The 15,786-nt window shown below is 50.0% G+C and carries 12 protein-coding genes and 2 pseudogenes; 10 read left to right on the plus strand and 4 right to left on the minus strand.

Annotation, left to right across the window (positions count from 1 at the left end):
• Positions 1-8: 8 nt before the first annotated feature.
• A complete protein-coding gene (locus tag DFR60_RS09700; RefSeq protein WP_110322721.1) occupies positions 9-2,285 on the minus strand; it encodes a sensor histidine kinase in 2,277 nt (758 codons plus the stop codon).
• A gap of 8 nt (positions 2,286-2,293) precedes the next feature.
• A complete protein-coding gene (locus DFR60_RS09705; RefSeq protein WP_002605317.1) occupies positions 2,294-2,989 on the minus strand; it encodes a response regulator transcription factor in 696 nt (231 codons plus the stop codon).
• A 166-nt stretch (positions 2,990-3,155) separates the two neighbouring features.
• On the opposite strand from DFR60_RS09705, the gene DFR60_RS09710 reads away from it, so the two are divergent.
• Positions 3,156-3,503, plus strand: coding sequence for a helix-turn-helix domain-containing protein (locus DFR60_RS09710; RefSeq protein ID WP_002605316.1), 348 nt, complete (start codon positions 3,156-3,158; stop codon positions 3,501-3,503).
• Between the two features lie 13 nt (positions 3,504-3,516).
• Here the strand turns inward: DFR60_RS09710 and DFR60_RS09715 are convergent, their stop codons facing one another.
• Positions 3,517-4,380: a helix-turn-helix domain-containing protein gene (locus DFR60_RS09715; RefSeq protein WP_110322722.1), complete on the minus strand. Its 864-nt coding sequence runs from the start codon at positions 4,378-4,380 to the stop codon at positions 3,517-3,519.
• Between the two features lie 464 nt (positions 4,381-4,844).
• On the opposite strand from DFR60_RS09715, the gene DFR60_RS09720 reads away from it, so the two are divergent.
• Together DFR60_RS09720 and DFR60_RS31435 are read left to right on the plus strand one after the other, a co-directional pair.
• Positions 4,845-7,106 carry a pyruvate formate lyase family protein gene (locus DFR60_RS09720; protein ID WP_110322723.1) on the plus strand — a complete coding sequence of 754 codons (2,262 nt, stop codon included), beginning with the start codon at positions 4,845-4,847 and terminating at the stop codon, positions 7,104-7,106.
• Positions 7,087-7,212 (plus strand): annotated as a pseudogene (locus DFR60_RS31435) (DUF6783 domain-containing protein); the annotation flags it as partial. The gene DFR60_RS09720 and the pseudogene DFR60_RS31435, both read left to right, overlap by 20 nt.
• Here the strand turns inward: DFR60_RS31435 and DFR60_RS31440 are convergent.
• Positions 7,162-7,302, minus strand: a pseudogene (locus DFR60_RS31440) (DUF6783 domain-containing protein); the annotation flags it as partial. The pseudogenes DFR60_RS31435 and DFR60_RS31440 overlap by 51 nt on opposite strands.
• Between DFR60_RS31440 and DFR60_RS09730 the strand changes: the two are divergent.
• The 7 genes from DFR60_RS09730 (at position 7,276) to DFR60_RS09760 (ending at position 15,785) form a co-directional block, all read left to right on the plus strand.
• On the plus strand, positions 7,276-8,187 hold the full coding sequence (locus DFR60_RS09730; protein ID WP_110322724.1) for a glycyl-radical enzyme activating protein: 912 nt from the start codon (positions 7,276-7,278) through the stop codon (positions 8,185-8,187). The pseudogene DFR60_RS31440 and the gene DFR60_RS09730 sit on opposite strands and share 27 nt — an antisense overlap.
• Before the next feature lie 31 nt (positions 8,188-8,218).
• Positions 8,219-9,535, plus strand: a complete 1,317-nt coding sequence (locus tag DFR60_RS09735) for an ABC transporter substrate-binding protein (protein WP_110322725.1) — start codon at positions 8,219-8,221, stop codon at positions 9,533-9,535.
• A 28-nt stretch (positions 9,536-9,563) separates the two neighbouring features.
• Entirely contained in the window at positions 9,564-10,478 is a 915-nt protein-coding gene (locus DFR60_RS09740; protein ID WP_243005028.1) for a carbohydrate ABC transporter permease, read from the plus strand.
• Positions 10,478-11,299 carry a carbohydrate ABC transporter permease gene (locus DFR60_RS09745; RefSeq protein ID WP_110322726.1) on the plus strand — a complete coding sequence of 274 codons (822 nt, stop codon included), beginning with the start codon at positions 10,478-10,480 and terminating at the stop codon, positions 11,297-11,299. The genes DFR60_RS09740 and DFR60_RS09745 overlap by 1 nt, the downstream gene beginning before the upstream one ends.
• Positions 11,300-11,354: 55 nt before the next feature.
• Positions 11,355-13,415: a beta-galactosidase gene (locus tag DFR60_RS09750; protein WP_207659518.1), complete on the plus strand. Its 2,061-nt coding sequence runs from the start codon at positions 11,355-11,357 to the stop codon at positions 13,413-13,415.
• Positions 13,416-13,421: 6 nt separating this feature from the next.
• The gene (locus tag DFR60_RS09755) at positions 13,422-14,402 is read left to right on the plus strand and encodes a Gfo/Idh/MocA family protein (RefSeq protein ID WP_110322728.1); all 981 of its coding nucleotides are present in this window, start codon (positions 13,422-13,424) and stop codon (positions 14,400-14,402) included.
• A gap of 237 nt (positions 14,403-14,639) precedes the next feature.
• On the plus strand, positions 14,640-15,785 hold the full coding sequence (locus DFR60_RS09760) for a glycosyl hydrolase family 18 protein (protein ID WP_110322729.1): 1,146 nt from the start codon (positions 14,640-14,642) through the stop codon (positions 15,783-15,785).
• Position 15,786: the final 1 nt, after the last annotated feature.

Below are 15,786 nucleotides of genomic sequence, written 5' to 3' on the forward strand. Positions count from 1 at the left end.
AGGAATATTTAATTCCCCTTGCCATTCTGCCGGGGAAATGCCAGCTGCACTTTAAATAAATCTCCATCGATGTAGATGGTAAACTTCCCGCCGAGAAGCTCCGTAAGGCTCTTGGCGATCGACAGGCCCAGCCCGCTTCCTTCCGTGGTTCGAGCCACGTCACCCCGGACAAAACGTTCCGTCAGTTCATCACCCTTGATGTTCAGAGGATTCTCTGACACATTCTTTATGGTGAAGAGTACCTGGCTCTCCCCTGCGATGACATCAACGTATACGCGGCTGTGCTCCATCGCATACTTGAACGCATTATTATAAAGGTTTTCCAGGACACGCCACAGATGGCGGCCGTCGGCCTGAATGATAACGGTTTCCTCGGGGAAGCTGGATACCAGCTCCAGATGGCGGACCAAAAATTTTTCTTCAAATTCCCCGTTGGTCTGATAGATCAGCTCAACGAAGTCGATGTTGGTCAGCTCGATCTTTAAATTTCCGGAACTGGCCTTGGAGGCTTCTACAAGATCCTCGGTCAGAGTCTTAAGTCTCTGGGACTTCTGTTCCAGAACCTCTAAATAACCCTGAATCTTCGGGTCCTGAAGGTGTTCCCGTTTGATTAAATCCACATAGTTGATAATGGACGTTAGCGGTGTCTTAATGTCGTGGGAGACATTGGTGATGAGGTCCGCCTTCAGGCGTTCACTGCTTACCTTTTCCTGCAGCGCGGTATCCAGTCCCCGGCTGATATGGTTGATGTTCTCAGCCAGTTCCCGCTCTTTTCCGTCAAACTCTTCAGCATTGATCTTGTATTTAGTGTCCCCATGAGAGATCTTTAACAGCGCTTCATTAATCTGGTCCGTCTCCCAGGCGTTCTTATACAGCTGATGGAAAACCCATGAGTCCATACAGAGAAGCGCAAGGACGAGAATGCCCGTTAAAATCCGGGATTCCATGCTGTCATAGGTGAAATAGACGAACGCGCCGGTCGCGATAATGACACAGTTAAAAATAAAATAACAGATGTAGCCTAAAGCCAGCCGGGTCGTAAACCGGTGGTTTTTGATATAGAGACTGATATTCACGCAGATACGGCTCGTCAGACTGCCCGTCCAGAGCGTTCCCGCCTTATAACGGCGGATCAGGCTGAATGCTGCGACGATGCCGGCTGCATAGAGAATGACCATGCGCGCAGCCAGTTCCCCGTAATACCAGCGGTCTTCCGACAGGAATAAATGGATAACCTTGTAGCCGACGTGTTCTCCCAGAAACAGGGCGCACATGGCGGCTGCGACAAACAGAATCAGGCAGGTCTCCGTGGCGATCCGGTCGATTCTTCCCAGAACAACCGCGTCGTGATCGGAATTCTGATGGCCCGTCATACTCACCATGAAATACAGGCTTGCAGCGCATCCCAGAATTCCAATGACCAGGGACACGAGGCCGATGATAAAGAGCAGACGCATATGGTCATAGGATTTGGCCGCTTCAGAGTAGGAATCCTGGACGGGATACGCCGTATTGACTGCCACAACCATGTAGTAATTGCTGTTGTTGTAAGGGTTGGACTTCTCCAGCTGGGCCGATATGGTCTTCAGCGTCGTGTTCAAATTGGTATCGACATACAGAGATTCGCCGGTAACGTAGATATAACGGCCCAGCGCCTTTAGCTCTTCCGGATTATCGATCACGGTGTTGTTATACAGCTTGGGAGCTTCCGAATCGCCCTTAAAAGATACCCGGAATTTCAAGTTGCTGGGATTCTGAATAAACTTATAGTGAAACGCATAGTAATTCCCTACATGGGCCAGCACTTCTTTTGCCAGTTCGGCCATGGTGGTATAAGATTCTCCCGGCTCGGAATCCTGATGGTCGGGATCGTAGGAACGCCAGTCCACCCGGATGTCCTGTTCACCTTCTTCCGGTGTGTAGCGGCCATCCACCTTAAACTTTTCATTCAGATAATAGCCCATGGACTTGGCCATACGCACCATCTCGTCAACGGTATATTCTCTTACTTCCCCGGGACCGGTGGTCACACGGACAACAGGCTTGTCATAAGCCAGCTTTCCGTTAGATTCAAATACCTCTTTATATTTGATGTAGTTGAAAATATCATCGATGTCCGTCTTGAACTGCCGGATGAACTCCGGCGTGTCCTCATACGTCTCGTTGGTAAGCCAGCTGATGCCTTCTCCGTAGTGAGGATTGTTGTACATGATGCTGATGCCCGTCACCACGAGGATGACAAAAAGAATGTGCAGCAGGACTGCATGTTCCTTTTTTCTTTTCATATGCTCTCCTATTGCTTTTCAATCTTGTAGCCGACACCCCAGACCACCTTTAAATAGCGGGGCTCCCGCGGATTGATCTCGATTTTCTCACGGATATGGCGAATGTGAACGGCTACGGTATTATCCGCACCGATGGCCTCTTCATTCCAGATCTGCTCATAGATCTCGTCAATGGAGAACACCTTTCCGGCATTTTTTACGAGGAGCAGCAGAATGTTATATTCAATGGGAGTCAGCTTGATGAGTTCTCCATCAACGGTAACTTCCTTGTTATCATCATTAATTGCCAGACCACCGCATTTATATACCTGGCCGGCAGTCTGCTGGTTCATGTTGCCCAACTGGGTATAGCGGCGCAGCTGGGATTTGACTCTTGCGACCAGTTCCAGGGGATTGAACGGCTTTGTAATGTAGTCATCCGCGCCGATGTTGAGTCCCAGGATCTTATCGGTGTCTTCTGACTTTGCGGACAGGATGATAATCGGAATGCTGCTGGTCTCCCGAACCTTTAATGTGGTTCTGATTCCGTCCAGACCCGGCATCATCACATCCACGATCATTAAATCCACTTGATTATTCTCCAGCAGATCCAGGGCTTCATAGCCGTCATATGCTTTTATCACATTAAAACCTTCTCCGGTCAGATAGATATCTATGGCTTCCACAATCTGTTTATCATCATCACAAACTAATATACTCTGCATGTCAAAACCTCCTTTTCCATTATTATACAACGGGCAGGATAAAATTCACATTACTTTTTTCTGAAGAATCAGGAACAAAACATTTATAAATAGTGAAAATCACAAATTATATAAGTAATATAGCAGGAGTCTTTCCGCTACAATAAAAAGAAAAAGGATTGATACAATGGGAAAAAACAGAATCTATAGTTTGAGGAGACAGAAAAAAATTCCCCAGGCATTATTGGGAGATTTACTGGGAGTCAGTCAGCAGACCGTCAGTAAGATAGAATCACAGCCGATTCCAGATATCTCATCGGAACTGCTCTGCCGGATTGCTGACTACTTCGGCGTTACGGCCGATTATTTAATGGAGCGTTCGGAACAGTCCTGTGATTTTAATTTTGCCGATATGGATCCGAGAGAGATCGGGGATTGCCTGACTCCGGATGATAAGAAAATGTGGCTGGAAATGGGGATCCGGCTGGCGGGAAACGAATTTATGGCAAAGCATAAGAAAAAAAGCGGGAAATAATGCCTGACGGCGGTCAGGGAGCCTGGGACACACTGACTTCACTGGACAGCTCCCTGAATGCTTTGGGCGATAACCCGGTATCCTTTTTGAACAGATGGTAGAAGTGGCTGGTGTTGTCAAACCCCACTTCCTCACAGATCTGTAAAATGGACCGGTTGGTATATTCAAGAGCAAGTTTTGCATTGGCGATGCGGATGTCATTGATAAATTCAGTCGGCGTCTTATTTAAATGCTTTTTAAAGACCCGGCACAGGTATTCAGGACTCTTCTGAGAGATGCGGTAGAGGGCGTTTAAGCCTTCCTGGTAATTCTGCTGTTTCTGCATCTCCAGCGCAAGAAGCCCCAGCCACGTCGGAATGTCGTGGGACAGCTTTAAGTTATAGGAAAGAAAATAGCTGGTAAGGAGATTGACGGTGGCGGCTCTCAAAAGGGTATTAAACCGGACGATGTTGAGTTCGTGCGCAATGGCCAGCTGCTCGAAGGAGGGCAGTAAGTTGTTTAACTCCGCAGGAAGAAGCTGGCGGAAGGGAGGCATCTCGTTCTCCATCAGCTGGTCCGCGTTGCATCCGGCGCCAAGAAAAGAAAAACACGAGTCCATGGTGCCTCTGGAAACGAGCAGATTATAAAAACAGAAATCGGAAGACGGATTCTGGAAGCTGTGTACGTCCTTCGGGCGGATGAAGACTAAGGCTCCGGTGTTTACTATCTTTTTCTTGTCATTGATGTGATGTGTGGCGCTTCCCGCGCCTACCAGGAAGAATTCATAATAATTATGGTTATGGGAACGGGTGTCGGCATCCTGAAATGCGATTTTTGTGCAGATCCCGTCTTCGCCTGAGAAGAGCCAGTCCTGCTCTCTGTAAAATTCAATTTTCATCTCTCGGCTCCTTTCACCTCTTCTGGATTTCCAGTGTTATAAGCCTTCGCGGTATGCGCAGGGCTTTTTTTGTTTCATAGAAAAGTTCGTCCTATGAAACAAAAACCCTCCGGGGGACAGCGTGCCCCGTTTTATCGGGCATGCGCACTCCGCGCTAAGGAAATATGGCCGCCGAAGCGACCGCGCTTCGGCGCGAGAGTCCGGCGAGCCGGACTCCTTATTTTTATTCTATGTATGTCAATATAGCACAATAAATAGGGAAAGGCAAGACAAGACAGCGCCCTTTTTTTATGGTACATTTATGCTATCAAAATTACTTGAAAACAAGGGAAATAAATAAAAAATCTATAAAAAGTGCGTTTCTTTCTAAGATTACCGGAGGGAAATACACGGTCTGTCAAGTGCGCTCAAAAAGCGCCACGATGGAAGTATATGGATAATTTATTACAATGAAGGAGGTAGTTATGAATCATTTTAAGGTGGCCAGACCCAGAACAAATCTGGAAGTGGAAATTGCATTTACGAAGGCGTACCGAAGAATCCTGAAGCAGTGGCGGGGGAATAAATACAAGATTGAAGCAGAGTGTATGAAGGCCATGTATCCAGCCATCCTCCATCCAATTGAGGAGCAGGATGTTCTGGCGGGGCGCCATGAATTCGGACCGGTAGGATTTGGAATCCAGCATCAGACCGGGGGCTTCGGATTCTATATCCACGAGGACGAGGTGGTAAAGGAGCTGGAGAACGGCGCCGGCAGCCTGAAATATCGTGAAGACTTAAATGATATGCTGGTATTCTGGAAAAAGGAAAACACGGACCGCTATGTGATGGAGCACATGCCGGAACACTTAAAAAAGGCTCTGATATCTGACCAGTGGGATAAGCTTCCCATGCCGGCCTGCCCGATTCTCCGAATGGCGGGCTGTTACCTGGATTTTGATAAGCTGGTGCTTAAGGGAATTCCGGGGATGGTAAAGGAGCTGTCGGCATCAATGGGGAGGAGCGGGCTGGAGGAAGAACAGATTCAGTTCCTGGAGGCTTCTATCGAGATGTTTGATCTCCTGAAAGAGATGCTTCAATACTACGAGGATCAGGCCGGTGAAATGGCCGAAAGAGCAGAGGGAAAACGGAAAGGAGAGCTGCTGAAGCTTAAGGAGGCGCTTTTCCAGAATCAGCGAAGGAAGCCGGAGTCCTATTTAGAGGCGGTCCAGCTGGTATGGATGTACTGCCTTATGACGCCCATCATCGATATCGGAAGATGTGATGTGTTCTTTGGTGACCTTTACTGCCATGACATTGACAATGGGATTCTGACTGAGGAGGAAGCGCTTAAGATTACCCAAAACTTCTTTCAGCTGGTTGACCATCTGGATTGTGAGACAGACGGCCGCGTGATCGTAGGCGGATATGGCCGGCGTAATCCGGAGACGGGGGACCGTTACAGCCTGCTGGCCATTGAGGCGTGCAGAACCGTAAAAGAGGTTCTTCCGCAGTTCACACTCCGGTTTCATAAAGACACGCCCAAATCGGTGATGAAGGCAGCGATTCGCTGTATTTTAGAGGGAAGAACATACCCGCTTCTCTATAATGACGACGTGATCGTGCCGGGAGTCATGAGTACGTACGGTGTGTCGAGGGAGATGGCCGAACACTATATCATGCTTGGATGCGGAGAATATGAGTTTGAGCATTACAGTGTGGCAACGCCGAGCGGATCCTTCAACGCCGCAAAAATTATGGAACTGGCCGTAAACGGAGGATGGGACCCGGTAGGGGGCTGGGCAATCGGTCCCAGGACGCCAAAGCTTTCCGAATGCGGAAGTTTCGAGGAGTTTTACCGTTACTATCAGGAGCATGCGAAATATTATATAGAGGCCCAGGCGGAATTTGAGGCGTATGAATATGAGATTACAGGCGCCAGGCACCCATTTCTTATGGCATCTGTTCTTTACGACGGCTGTATCCAAAAGGGAAAAGCACTTTTTGAGGGAGGCTGCGAGTACCTGGCGGGAACGCTGGAGTTCTATGGCGCGGTCGATGCGGCAGACAGTCTGTGTGCGGTTAAAAAACTGATCTTCGATGAAAAACGGATGACAGCGGAAGAGATGATGGAAGCGCTTGCCGATAACTTTTTAGACTATCCGGCCGCCAGAAAACTGATGTTGGATGCTCCGAAATACGGCGTGGATCATGAGGAAGCAGATGCATTTTTCGTAGAATTACAGGACTTCTTTAATGAGACGGCAAAGGCCCAGGCAGACCGGGTTGGTCTAAAGAGTTATTTGCCGGTTTACATAAATAATGCACAGAATACCACGCTGGCGAGATGGGTGGGAGCTACGCCAAACGGCAGAAAGTCCGGATGCGCGACAGCCAACGCCAATAACCCGGAATCGGTGGTCGAGACGAAGGGATTGACCTCCATGATTAACAGCCTGCTGAAGCCCTCTCACATAAATCACGCCGGGATGGTACAGAATTTCCGATTCACGAAGGAGCTGTTGGAGCAATCAGAGGATAAGGTGATCGCCGCCATGAAAGATTACTTTGACAGAGGCGGATGCCAGGCGATGATTACCGTAATCGGAAAGGATGATTTGAAAAATGCGATGGAACGCCCCGAGGAGTACGGCGATCTGATCGTGAGGGTCGGCGGTTTTTCGGCCAGATTCGTCATGCTGGAAAAGGATGTCCAGAAGGAGATCTATGAACGGGCCAGCTACTAGGACCTGTTTGAAAATTCATTCCTGCCATCTGCACGCCCCGCTTTGCGTGAGATTTACCCCTCATTCGGTCAACGTAGCCCACTACGCTTCCCTTATTCGGGGCAAATTTCCCACAAACTGTGACGCACATCTGACAGAAAGCAATTTTCAAACACGCCCTAAGAAAAAAATGGGAAAAATATTTGATTTGCAGCATTTCTGCCTGGATGACGGACCTGGAATCCGTACCACTGTGTTTCTAAAGGGCTGCCCGCTTCGCTGTATCTGGTGTCATAACCCGGAATCCTACGACAAAAGGGATACCATCTCGTACAAGGAAAGCAAATGTTCGGGATGCGGTGCGTGCGTGGAGGTCTGTCCTCAGAAGGCGCACCGGATTGTAACAGGAATGCACCATTTCGAGCGAAAGGCATGCACCAGATGCGGCGCATGTACGGAGGTCTGCTGTTATGGGGCGCTGGAGAAAATCGGCAGAACTGTGACTGCGGAAGAGGTAATCGCCGAGGTAAAAAGGGACAGGACATTTTATGAGAAGCCGGGACCTGGCGGAATCACCATTTCCGGAGGGGAACCGTTATTTCAGCCGTACTTTCTGAAGGAACTGCTGCAGGCGGCCAGGGATGAGGGCATTCATACGTGTCTGGAGACATCAGGCTGCTGTGCAGCTGAACCGTTAATTGCGGTCATTCCTCTTACGGACCTATTCCTGTTTGATCTAAAAGGAGAGAGGGCGGCGTATCCACACTTAACCGGTGTCGGAGCGGAGAAAATATACCAAAATCTGGACATTCTTCTTGAAAAGAAGTGTCGTGTGATAATCCGGGTTCCGCTGATTCCGGGAATAAATGATACGGATACCTTTTTCGGAGAATTGGCGAAGCTCTACCGCCGTCAGCCGGGAATTGAGGCATTTGAAATCATGCCGTATCACGGCATGGGAGCCTCCAAGGCGGTCCAGACCGCCGTTGTACAGGGGCTGGGTAAACAGCCCGACGCGACAGAAGATGAGAAAAAGGCATGGCTGGCCGCACTGAAAGGCTTGGGGCTGCCTGCGTTTATCAATTATTTTAAAAACAAATAGCACAAAATGTGCGAGGAAGGGAGCAACAGATATGAAGAAGGTATTGAGTTTGGGGATGGCAGTGGTATTGACACTCAGTCTTACAGCCTGTGGAGGCAGGACGGAAAGCAAAGAGACGGCTGCAACACAGGCACAGGGACAGGCAGAGTCCGTTCAGAGCGGAAAGGAGACGACGCAGGCCGCCTCCAATGTGGAGCTGGTAGCGACCAGATGGTCCGGGGGACAGTCTGATGATCAGAAGGAGCTTGTAAAGGGGTATACGGCTTCAGAGATCTTGATTGACGATGTGGCGTACGATAAGTTAAAGGAAAAGGAAACGCTCAGTATGCAGAAGAGCGGAGGAGGAGACTACGATCTGATCTATGTAGCGGAAGTATGGTGCCCGGATTACACATCAAATGGCTGGCTTCTTCCTTTAAATGACTACATTGAAAAATATAATGTGGATTTAAGCATGTATAACCAGAGCCTCCTGGACACCATGACAGTGGATGGAAAAATCATGTCGCTTCCGACATTTACACAGACGTCCATCCTGGCATATGACGAGACTGCCATGCAGCGGTACGGCGGAGCGGTACCGAAGACCTTCGACGAGCTGATTGCGTGCGCCAAATGGTTTAAGGAAAATGAGGGAACCGGAATTGCAATCCCGGCCATGCAGGGACAGGCGGCAGTCGATTTATTTGGTGCGATCCTCTATTCCTGCGGCGGAGAGTTTATAAAGGATGGCAAGGCTGACTTGGGAAGTGATGAGGCAGCACAGGCGATTACCATCTGGCAGGAACTCTGTAAGTACGCTATGGACGGAGCTTCGACGTGGCACGTGGACGACGTGGGGCAGGCAATGAAGGATGGCGTGGCTCCTATCAGCATCAGCCTGTCTGGTAACTGCTCCGCATACTTGGATCCGGAGCAGTCGGCAGTGGCTGAAACCGTGAAATTCGCTGGTATGCCTGGAGTCGAAGACAAGGATTATGTGGGAACCGCCAATTTCTGGGGATGGTCTGTAGCGGCGAACAGTGAAAATCCGGATGAAGCATTCCAGGCGGCCGTATGGCTCACGAGCCCGGAACAGGAAAAGTCAGCGTCTCTGGCAAACGGATCTATCTCAGCGCTGCCGGAGCTGGCCGAAGACCAGGAAGTGCTGGAAAAGATTCCGTATCTGCCCGCAGTCACAGAGGCCCTTGCGCACGCGAGGATTCTGCCTACGGCAGGAGAATCCTCCACCATGCTGACCGGCTTACAGGCAGTTTTATCAGAAATTGCCACCGATCCGGACACCGATTCGGCTGCGTTAATCAAGTCTTATAACGAGTCCTGCAAAGATTATCAGTTTGACAGGTAGTGATAAGGGGATGGGAGGTAAAGTAACAATGAAGCGGAGAAGAAATATACTGGAACAAGGGGATTTACTGCCCGTCCTCCTTCTTCTGCCCAGTATTCTGGTGGTGTTTGTGGTGATGTTCATTCCTCTTTTGTACGGCGTGTTCATGAGTTTTTACAATTATCATATGGGCAGTATTGATCTCAAAGAGGATTTCATAAGCATCAGCAATTATGTCAGGCTGTTTAAGGACAAGGTCTTCTTAAAAGCGGTCGGAAATACGCTGTATTTCACAGCCGCCGCCATTGCCGGGGATTTAATACTCGGCACGGTGATCGCAGTGTGGCTTCAGAGCCTTACGGGCCGGTTAAAGAGTATTCTCCGTCCTATCTGCACCATGCCGCTCCTGGTCTCGCCCATTATCATCGGTCTGATCTGGAAATATATGTTTAATATCAACGGCGGTCTCATCTACTGGGTTCTGGGGCTGTTTGGAATCACCTCCAAACAGTTCCCGGGCCTTGCGGGAACCTCCACAGCCATGCTCTGCGCAGTCATTGCGCACTGCTGGCAGGTCATTCCCTTTGTTATCGTGGTGCTCAGCTCGGGTCTGCTCAGCATACCGGGCGAGTATTATGAGGCAGCGGAAATGGACGGAGCCGGGTTTATACAGAAATTTTTTTCTATATCCCTACCAGGACTGATTCCGGTTTATATGGTCATCCTCCTGTTTAACGGAGTGGATGCCATCAAGGTGTTTGATATCATCTACGCATTGACCGGCGGCGGTCCGAATAACTCTACCATGTCGCTCAGCCTCTATGCATATAAGATTGGATTTGATACCTTTGATATGGGGTATGCGATGACGATATCTAATGCCAGCATGATCCTTTCATTTCTGGTATTTGGCATTATCTTTATCCGGTATAATGCAAAGGCGCATAAGGAGGGACAGCAGTAATGAAAAAATCAGCGATTGTATGCGGAAAAGTACTGTTTGGCCTGCTTGTGGTGCTTACGGTAGTCTTCCCGATCTATATGATAGTGAGCAATTCCTTTAAGCCAACGCTGTTGATCAGGAAAATGCCGCCGCAGTTTTTCTTTCCCCCGACCCTTCAGCATTATGTGAAGATCCTTAAGCAGGGGAACTTCCTGTCGTATTTTGGCAACTCGTTTATCATTGCCATGTCGACAACGGTTATCAGTATTGTGCTGGGAAGTCTGGCGGCATATGGGCTGGCAATCATGAAATCCAACTGGGGGAACCGCATTTCCACGTTTCTGCTGTTTTCCAAGCTGGTGCCGACGATTACCATTATGATCCCTCTCTATATTATACTGGACAAGGTGCATCTTCTGGGGACCTACGTGGGACCCATACTGGCCCATGTGTCAGTAAACGCGCCGTTTGTGGCCTGGCTGGTGCTCGGATTTATCCGGGATATTCCGGGGGACTTATTTGAGGCCGGAAAGCTGGACGGCTGTACGAGAATGCAGGTATTCTGGAAGATTGTATTTCCGCTTCTCTCACCGGCGATCGGATCCGCACTTTTACTGGTCATGCAGTATTCCTGGAACGAACTGCTGTTTTCCATGCAGTACACAAATCTCCACACGTATACGCTTACGGTCGGTGTATCCAGGTTCGTAGGGGCGATTTCGGTAGACTGGGGACAGTCCAGCGCAGCGGCTACCATTGTCATGGTGCCGATTATTATCGCGGGCTTCTTCCTTCAGAAGTATCTCGTCAGCGGGCTGACTGCCGGTGCGGTCAAGGGATGAGTATAAAATATCTGATATTACAGCAAAGAAAGAATGAACGATGGAGGTACAGGACGTGTATTTTGGAGCGCAGTATTACAGGCCGCCATTCCCGGACAGGACGTGTTGGGAGCGCGATTTTTTAAATATGAAGCAGTTGGGATTTCATGTGGTAAAGCTTTGGGCGGTATGGAACGATATTGAGCGGGAACCGGATCATTTTGTGTTTGATGATCTGGACCTGCTGGCAGAGCTTGCCGGAAAGAACAGTCTGAAGGTAATTATCAATACGATACCGGAAGGAGCGCCGTACTGGCTGTATGAGGCATACCCGGACTGTCTGTACGAGACTGTGGAAGGGAAAAAAATCACCATGGGCGGGCCTGCGAACCTTCCGACAGGGGGCTGGCCGGGACTCTGTATGGATAATCCGGAAGTTTCGGATCTGGTGTGTAATTTTATCTTCCGTACAGCGGAGCATTACCGTGACAACAGCAGTGTGATCATCCTTGATGTGTGGAATGAACCGCACCTGGAGCCGATGTTTGATTATAAGAGTGAGCTCCTCTGTGCCTGCGGAGCGTCTAAACGGGCGTTCCGGGACTGGCTGAAAGTCAGGTATGGATCGCTGGAGCGTCTAAACGAGGCATGGTTTCGTCGGTATTCCGACTGGGAGGAGATTGTTCCTCCGCCGCGGTTTGGGACATATACGGATATGATGGACTGGAGGCGGTTCTGGTTATACAATCTGGCCGAATGGCTGAAACGGCGTGTGGAAGCGGCGAGACGCGGCGCACCAGGCAAGCTGATTCAGACCCACAGTGCCAGTGCGGATTACATGGGGGCTTCCAGTAACGGTGCGCTGGGTATAGAACTGTCCGATGAATTCCTGCTCGCCCGTGAGGTGGACGTGTTCGGGTTGTCCAGCTTTCCGAAGTGGCTGATGGGAGAGACGAAGCGTGACTACGATCTTTCTCATCTGCTTCAGTCAGAAATCATCTGCGCGGCCTCCCGAGAAAAGGATTTCTACCAGGCAGAGCTTCAGGGCGGGGCCGGTGTACCGGGATTTCTGGCTCATAAGGTTCCAAAGAGAGAGGATATCCGTATCTGGAACTGGAATACCATCGCGGCTGGGGGAAAGGGCGTGGTGTACTGGCAGTATGCTCCGGAGCCTGCGGGAATGGAATCTCCCGGATTTGGCCTGACAGGCTTTAGTGGAGAAAACACGGAGAGAAGTCTGGAAGCGGGCCGCTGCGCCAGGCTCTTCGAAGCGTATAAGCTGGACCGAAGCAGGCCGGTTCCGGCCATAAACGGCATCTACCTTTCCAGAAATGCGGACTTACTGCTCTTTGCAGCAGGCGCCCAGGAAGAGAAATATGCACACAGTATCTATGGTGTCTTTAAGTCCTGCGCCGAAGGGGGAATACCTGTGAGATTTGTCCATGGAGACTATATGGAATCTGCGTGGGAAGAGGGCCTGCGGGTTCTGTATGTTCCCATGTCGCTTTCCCTGTCCGATGAGGAGCAGAGCAGAATTCTTAAGTTTGCCGGTATGGGCGGCCGCGTGGTTCTGGAAGCGGCCGCAGGCCTTTATTCTGAGATGGGGAAGATATGCGCGGATGGATCAAGCTCTCCATGTCCCATGCTGGAAGCCGCTTTTGCGGCGAAGGAGATATCTCTGGACGCTGGAGACGGAGAGATTCCGGTGCTGGATCAAGAAGGCGCTGTCCTGTGTGAAGGCCTGTATTACAGGCAGACGATGAAGGCAGCCCGGGGGAAAGTGAACGGCTGGTTTGAAGACGGAACTCCTGCTATGGCTGAGATGGAATATGGAAAAGGAGAAATTCGGTGGATCGGAACATTTCCCGGGGCAGCAGTAAAGGATGCGGGGAGCCGTGCAGCGGCTGAATTTATACAAAAGCAGTTCAAAGCGGAAGGCTATTCTCTGTTTTCCGTACTGGAGGCGCCGGAGCTGATCGTCAGACTGCTTCAGACGGAGAACGGACCGGTTATGGCAGTTGTAAACCAGACACCGGAGAGCAGACCTCTCTTTGCCAGGGAACGGACAGGGAAGGAGTGGAGCCTGGAGGTCCCCGGATATGATGGAGTGCTGTTAATTTTAGAAACAGGGGAGTAACCATAGATGGGAAAACGAATAGGGATCGTAGGTACCGGGTTTATTGCGATGAAACATTTGGCTGCGTTCAAGGCGCAGAAGAAAGCGGAGATTGTGGGCATGTGTACCTATTCCAATATGGAAAAACTGCATGCCATCTGTGAGGAACACCAGATTATCCCGTTTGCCAGTATGGATGAAATGCTGGAAAAGGGAGAACTGGATGCAGTGGTTCTCTGCAGCGTGACTGCCTGCCACTATCAGGAAATATTAAAGGCCGCCGCTGCCGGGGTCTCCATGCTGGTGGAAAAGCCCGTGGTAGGGGAGACTGAACAGTATCAGCGCGTCAGGCGGGCCATCGAACAGAACCGGGTCATGCTTTTTCCAGGACATAATTTCATGTACCGGAGGCCCCTTTCACAGATGAAAACGCTGCTTGATGAGAAGGCATTGGGAACAATACTCCAGTCCTCTTTCTTCTCAGCGCAGCTTCTGGATACCTCCGGAACAGAGAATTGGAGAAGGCAGAAGGAGTTGTCCTGCGGAGGTGCGTTAATCGACAGCGGACACCACCTGATTTACCAGATGCTGTATCTTCTGGGCGTGCCGGCGAGGCTTCAGGCGTTTACGGCTAATCTGCGTTTGCAGGATTTGGATAGCGAAGATACCGCTCAGCTCAATATGCAGATGACGGATGGCTCGCTCTGCGTCATCACGGAGAGTTGGGCATCTGAAGCGGCAGAACAGTTAAACGGAATACGAATTCTAGGGACTGATGGGGAGATGCACTTGACGGATGCGCTCTATGTAAATGGGGAAAAACTCTGTGACACAGAGCCGTACGACCAGACATTTGTTAATCAGGCACAGGCATTTCTGGCCTGCCTGGATGGTACGGGAGAACCGCTGTCGACATTGGAGGATTCCGAGCATACGCTTCAGATTATACGGGCGGCATACAGGAGCTCGGCGGAGGGGAGCGTTTACAGAACAAAATGGTATAAGTAACAAATATAAAAAGTAAAGTATATAGCTTGAAAGCTGCTGCAAAAGCGGACGGAGGATCGTCTGTGGAAGGGCAGCTTTTTTATTGGATAAAAATAACGGGAGCACAGTACAACGATGAGAATTTCAAATTGTTACTGATAATTTCATGAGTTGGCAAGGAGGAGAACTATAAAAGTTACGAGCAGTTTTTGATGGCGGCGGCATATATTGTAGTAATACAGATAAAAGGATGCTGACATGCAGATATATGTTGTAAAAATCGGAGATAATGTAGATTCCATAGCCGCAGAAGCCGGAGTTCCCGTGAGTACGCTTCTGTGGGACAATCAGATTGCATATCCATATCGCCTGGCCGTGGGTCAGGCGCTTTTACTAGATAATGAAAGAAACGGAAAAATGAAGAGCCCTCTGCACGTAAACGGCTACGCGTATCCATTTATTAACCCGGAGACTTTGGACTGGACGCTTCCTTATCTGACGGATCTATCTGTCTTCTCCTATGGATTTACGACGGATGGGGACCTGATTCCGCCCATGGCTGATGACAGCTGGATGGTAAATGTGGCGTCGGCAAACGGCGTGCGGCCTGTCCTGACGCTGACACCTCTGGGAGAGGACGGAAAATTCAACAATAATCTTGTGACGGTACTGGTAAACAATCCCGATGTCCAGAAAAACCTCATCTGGGAGCTGGGGCGCACGATGACGCAGAAAGGCTATGGCGGAGTTGATATTGATTTTGAATACGTGCTGGCGGAGGACCGGGTGAAATATGCGGAATTTGTAAAGCTGGTGAGACAGGTGATGAATCTGTTTGGCTATCAGGTGAGCGTTGCACTGGCTCCTAAGACAGCCAGAGACCAGAGAGGGCTGCTCTACGAAGGAATCGATTACCGCCTGCTCGGAGAGGCGGCCAACCGGGTTTTGCTGATGACGTATGAGTGGGGATACACATATGGACCGCCCATGGCCGTGGCCCCGATCAATATGGTCAGACGCGTGGTAGAGTACGCCCTGACGGAAATACCGGCGGAAAAGATCAGCCTGGGAATCCCCAACTACGGCTATGACTGGCCGCTTCCCTACGAGCAGGGAGTCACAAAGGCGGAGACAATCAATAATCTTCAGGCCATCGAAATCGCCATTGATCACGGTGTGCCTATCCAGTTTGATGAGACGGCAATGACGCCGTATTTCCGGTACTGGCAGTATGGAGTTCAGCATGAGGTGTGGTTTGAAGACGTTCGAAGTCTAAAGGCTAAGTTTGATTTAATTAAAGAATATGGCCTTTCCGGAGCCGGCTACTGGCAGATCATGAACTTTTTCCGGGCAAACTGGCTGCTGCTTTCCGATATGTTTGAGATAAAGGAGGGAATGCTGTGAC

This window comes from Hungatella effluvii, assembly GCF_003201875.1.
Taxonomy (GTDB): Bacteria; Bacillota; Clostridia; order Lachnospirales; family Lachnospiraceae; genus Hungatella; species Hungatella effluvii.

What these genes read in the sequence shown, in the direction of transcription:
- DFR60_RS09700 (WP_110322721.1), bottom strand. Translation starts at nt 2,285, where the DNA reads ATGAAAAGAAAAAAGGAACATGCAGTCCTGCTGCACATTCTTTTTGTC.
- DFR60_RS09705 (WP_002605317.1), bottom strand. Translation starts at nt 2,989, where the DNA reads ATGCAGAGTATATTAGTTTGTGATGATGATAAACAGATTGTGGAAGCC.
- DFR60_RS09710 (WP_002605316.1), top strand. Translation starts at nt 3,156, where the DNA reads ATGGGAAAAAACAGAATCTATAGTTTGAGGAGACAGAAAAAAATTCCC.
- DFR60_RS09715 (WP_110322722.1), bottom strand. Translation starts at nt 4,380, where the DNA reads ATGAAAATTGAATTTTACAGAGAGCAGGACTGGCTCTTCTCAGGCGAA.
- DFR60_RS09720 (WP_110322723.1), top strand. Translation starts at nt 4,845, where the DNA reads ATGAATCATTTTAAGGTGGCCAGACCCAGAACAAATCTGGAAGTGGAA.
- DFR60_RS09730 (WP_110322724.1), top strand. Translation starts at nt 7,276, where the DNA reads ATGGGAAAAATATTTGATTTGCAGCATTTCTGCCTGGATGACGGACCT.
- DFR60_RS09735 (WP_110322725.1), top strand. Translation starts at nt 8,219, where the DNA reads ATGAAGAAGGTATTGAGTTTGGGGATGGCAGTGGTATTGACACTCAGT.
- DFR60_RS09740 (WP_243005028.1), top strand. Translation starts at nt 9,564, where the DNA reads ATGAAGCGGAGAAGAAATATACTGGAACAAGGGGATTTACTGCCCGTC.
- DFR60_RS09745 (WP_110322726.1), top strand. Translation starts at nt 10,478, where the DNA reads ATGAAAAAATCAGCGATTGTATGCGGAAAAGTACTGTTTGGCCTGCTT.
- DFR60_RS09755 (WP_110322728.1), top strand. Translation starts at nt 13,422, where the DNA reads ATGGGAAAACGAATAGGGATCGTAGGTACCGGGTTTATTGCGATGAAA.
- DFR60_RS09760 (WP_110322729.1), top strand. Translation starts at nt 14,640, where the DNA reads ATGCAGATATATGTTGTAAAAATCGGAGATAATGTAGATTCCATAGCC.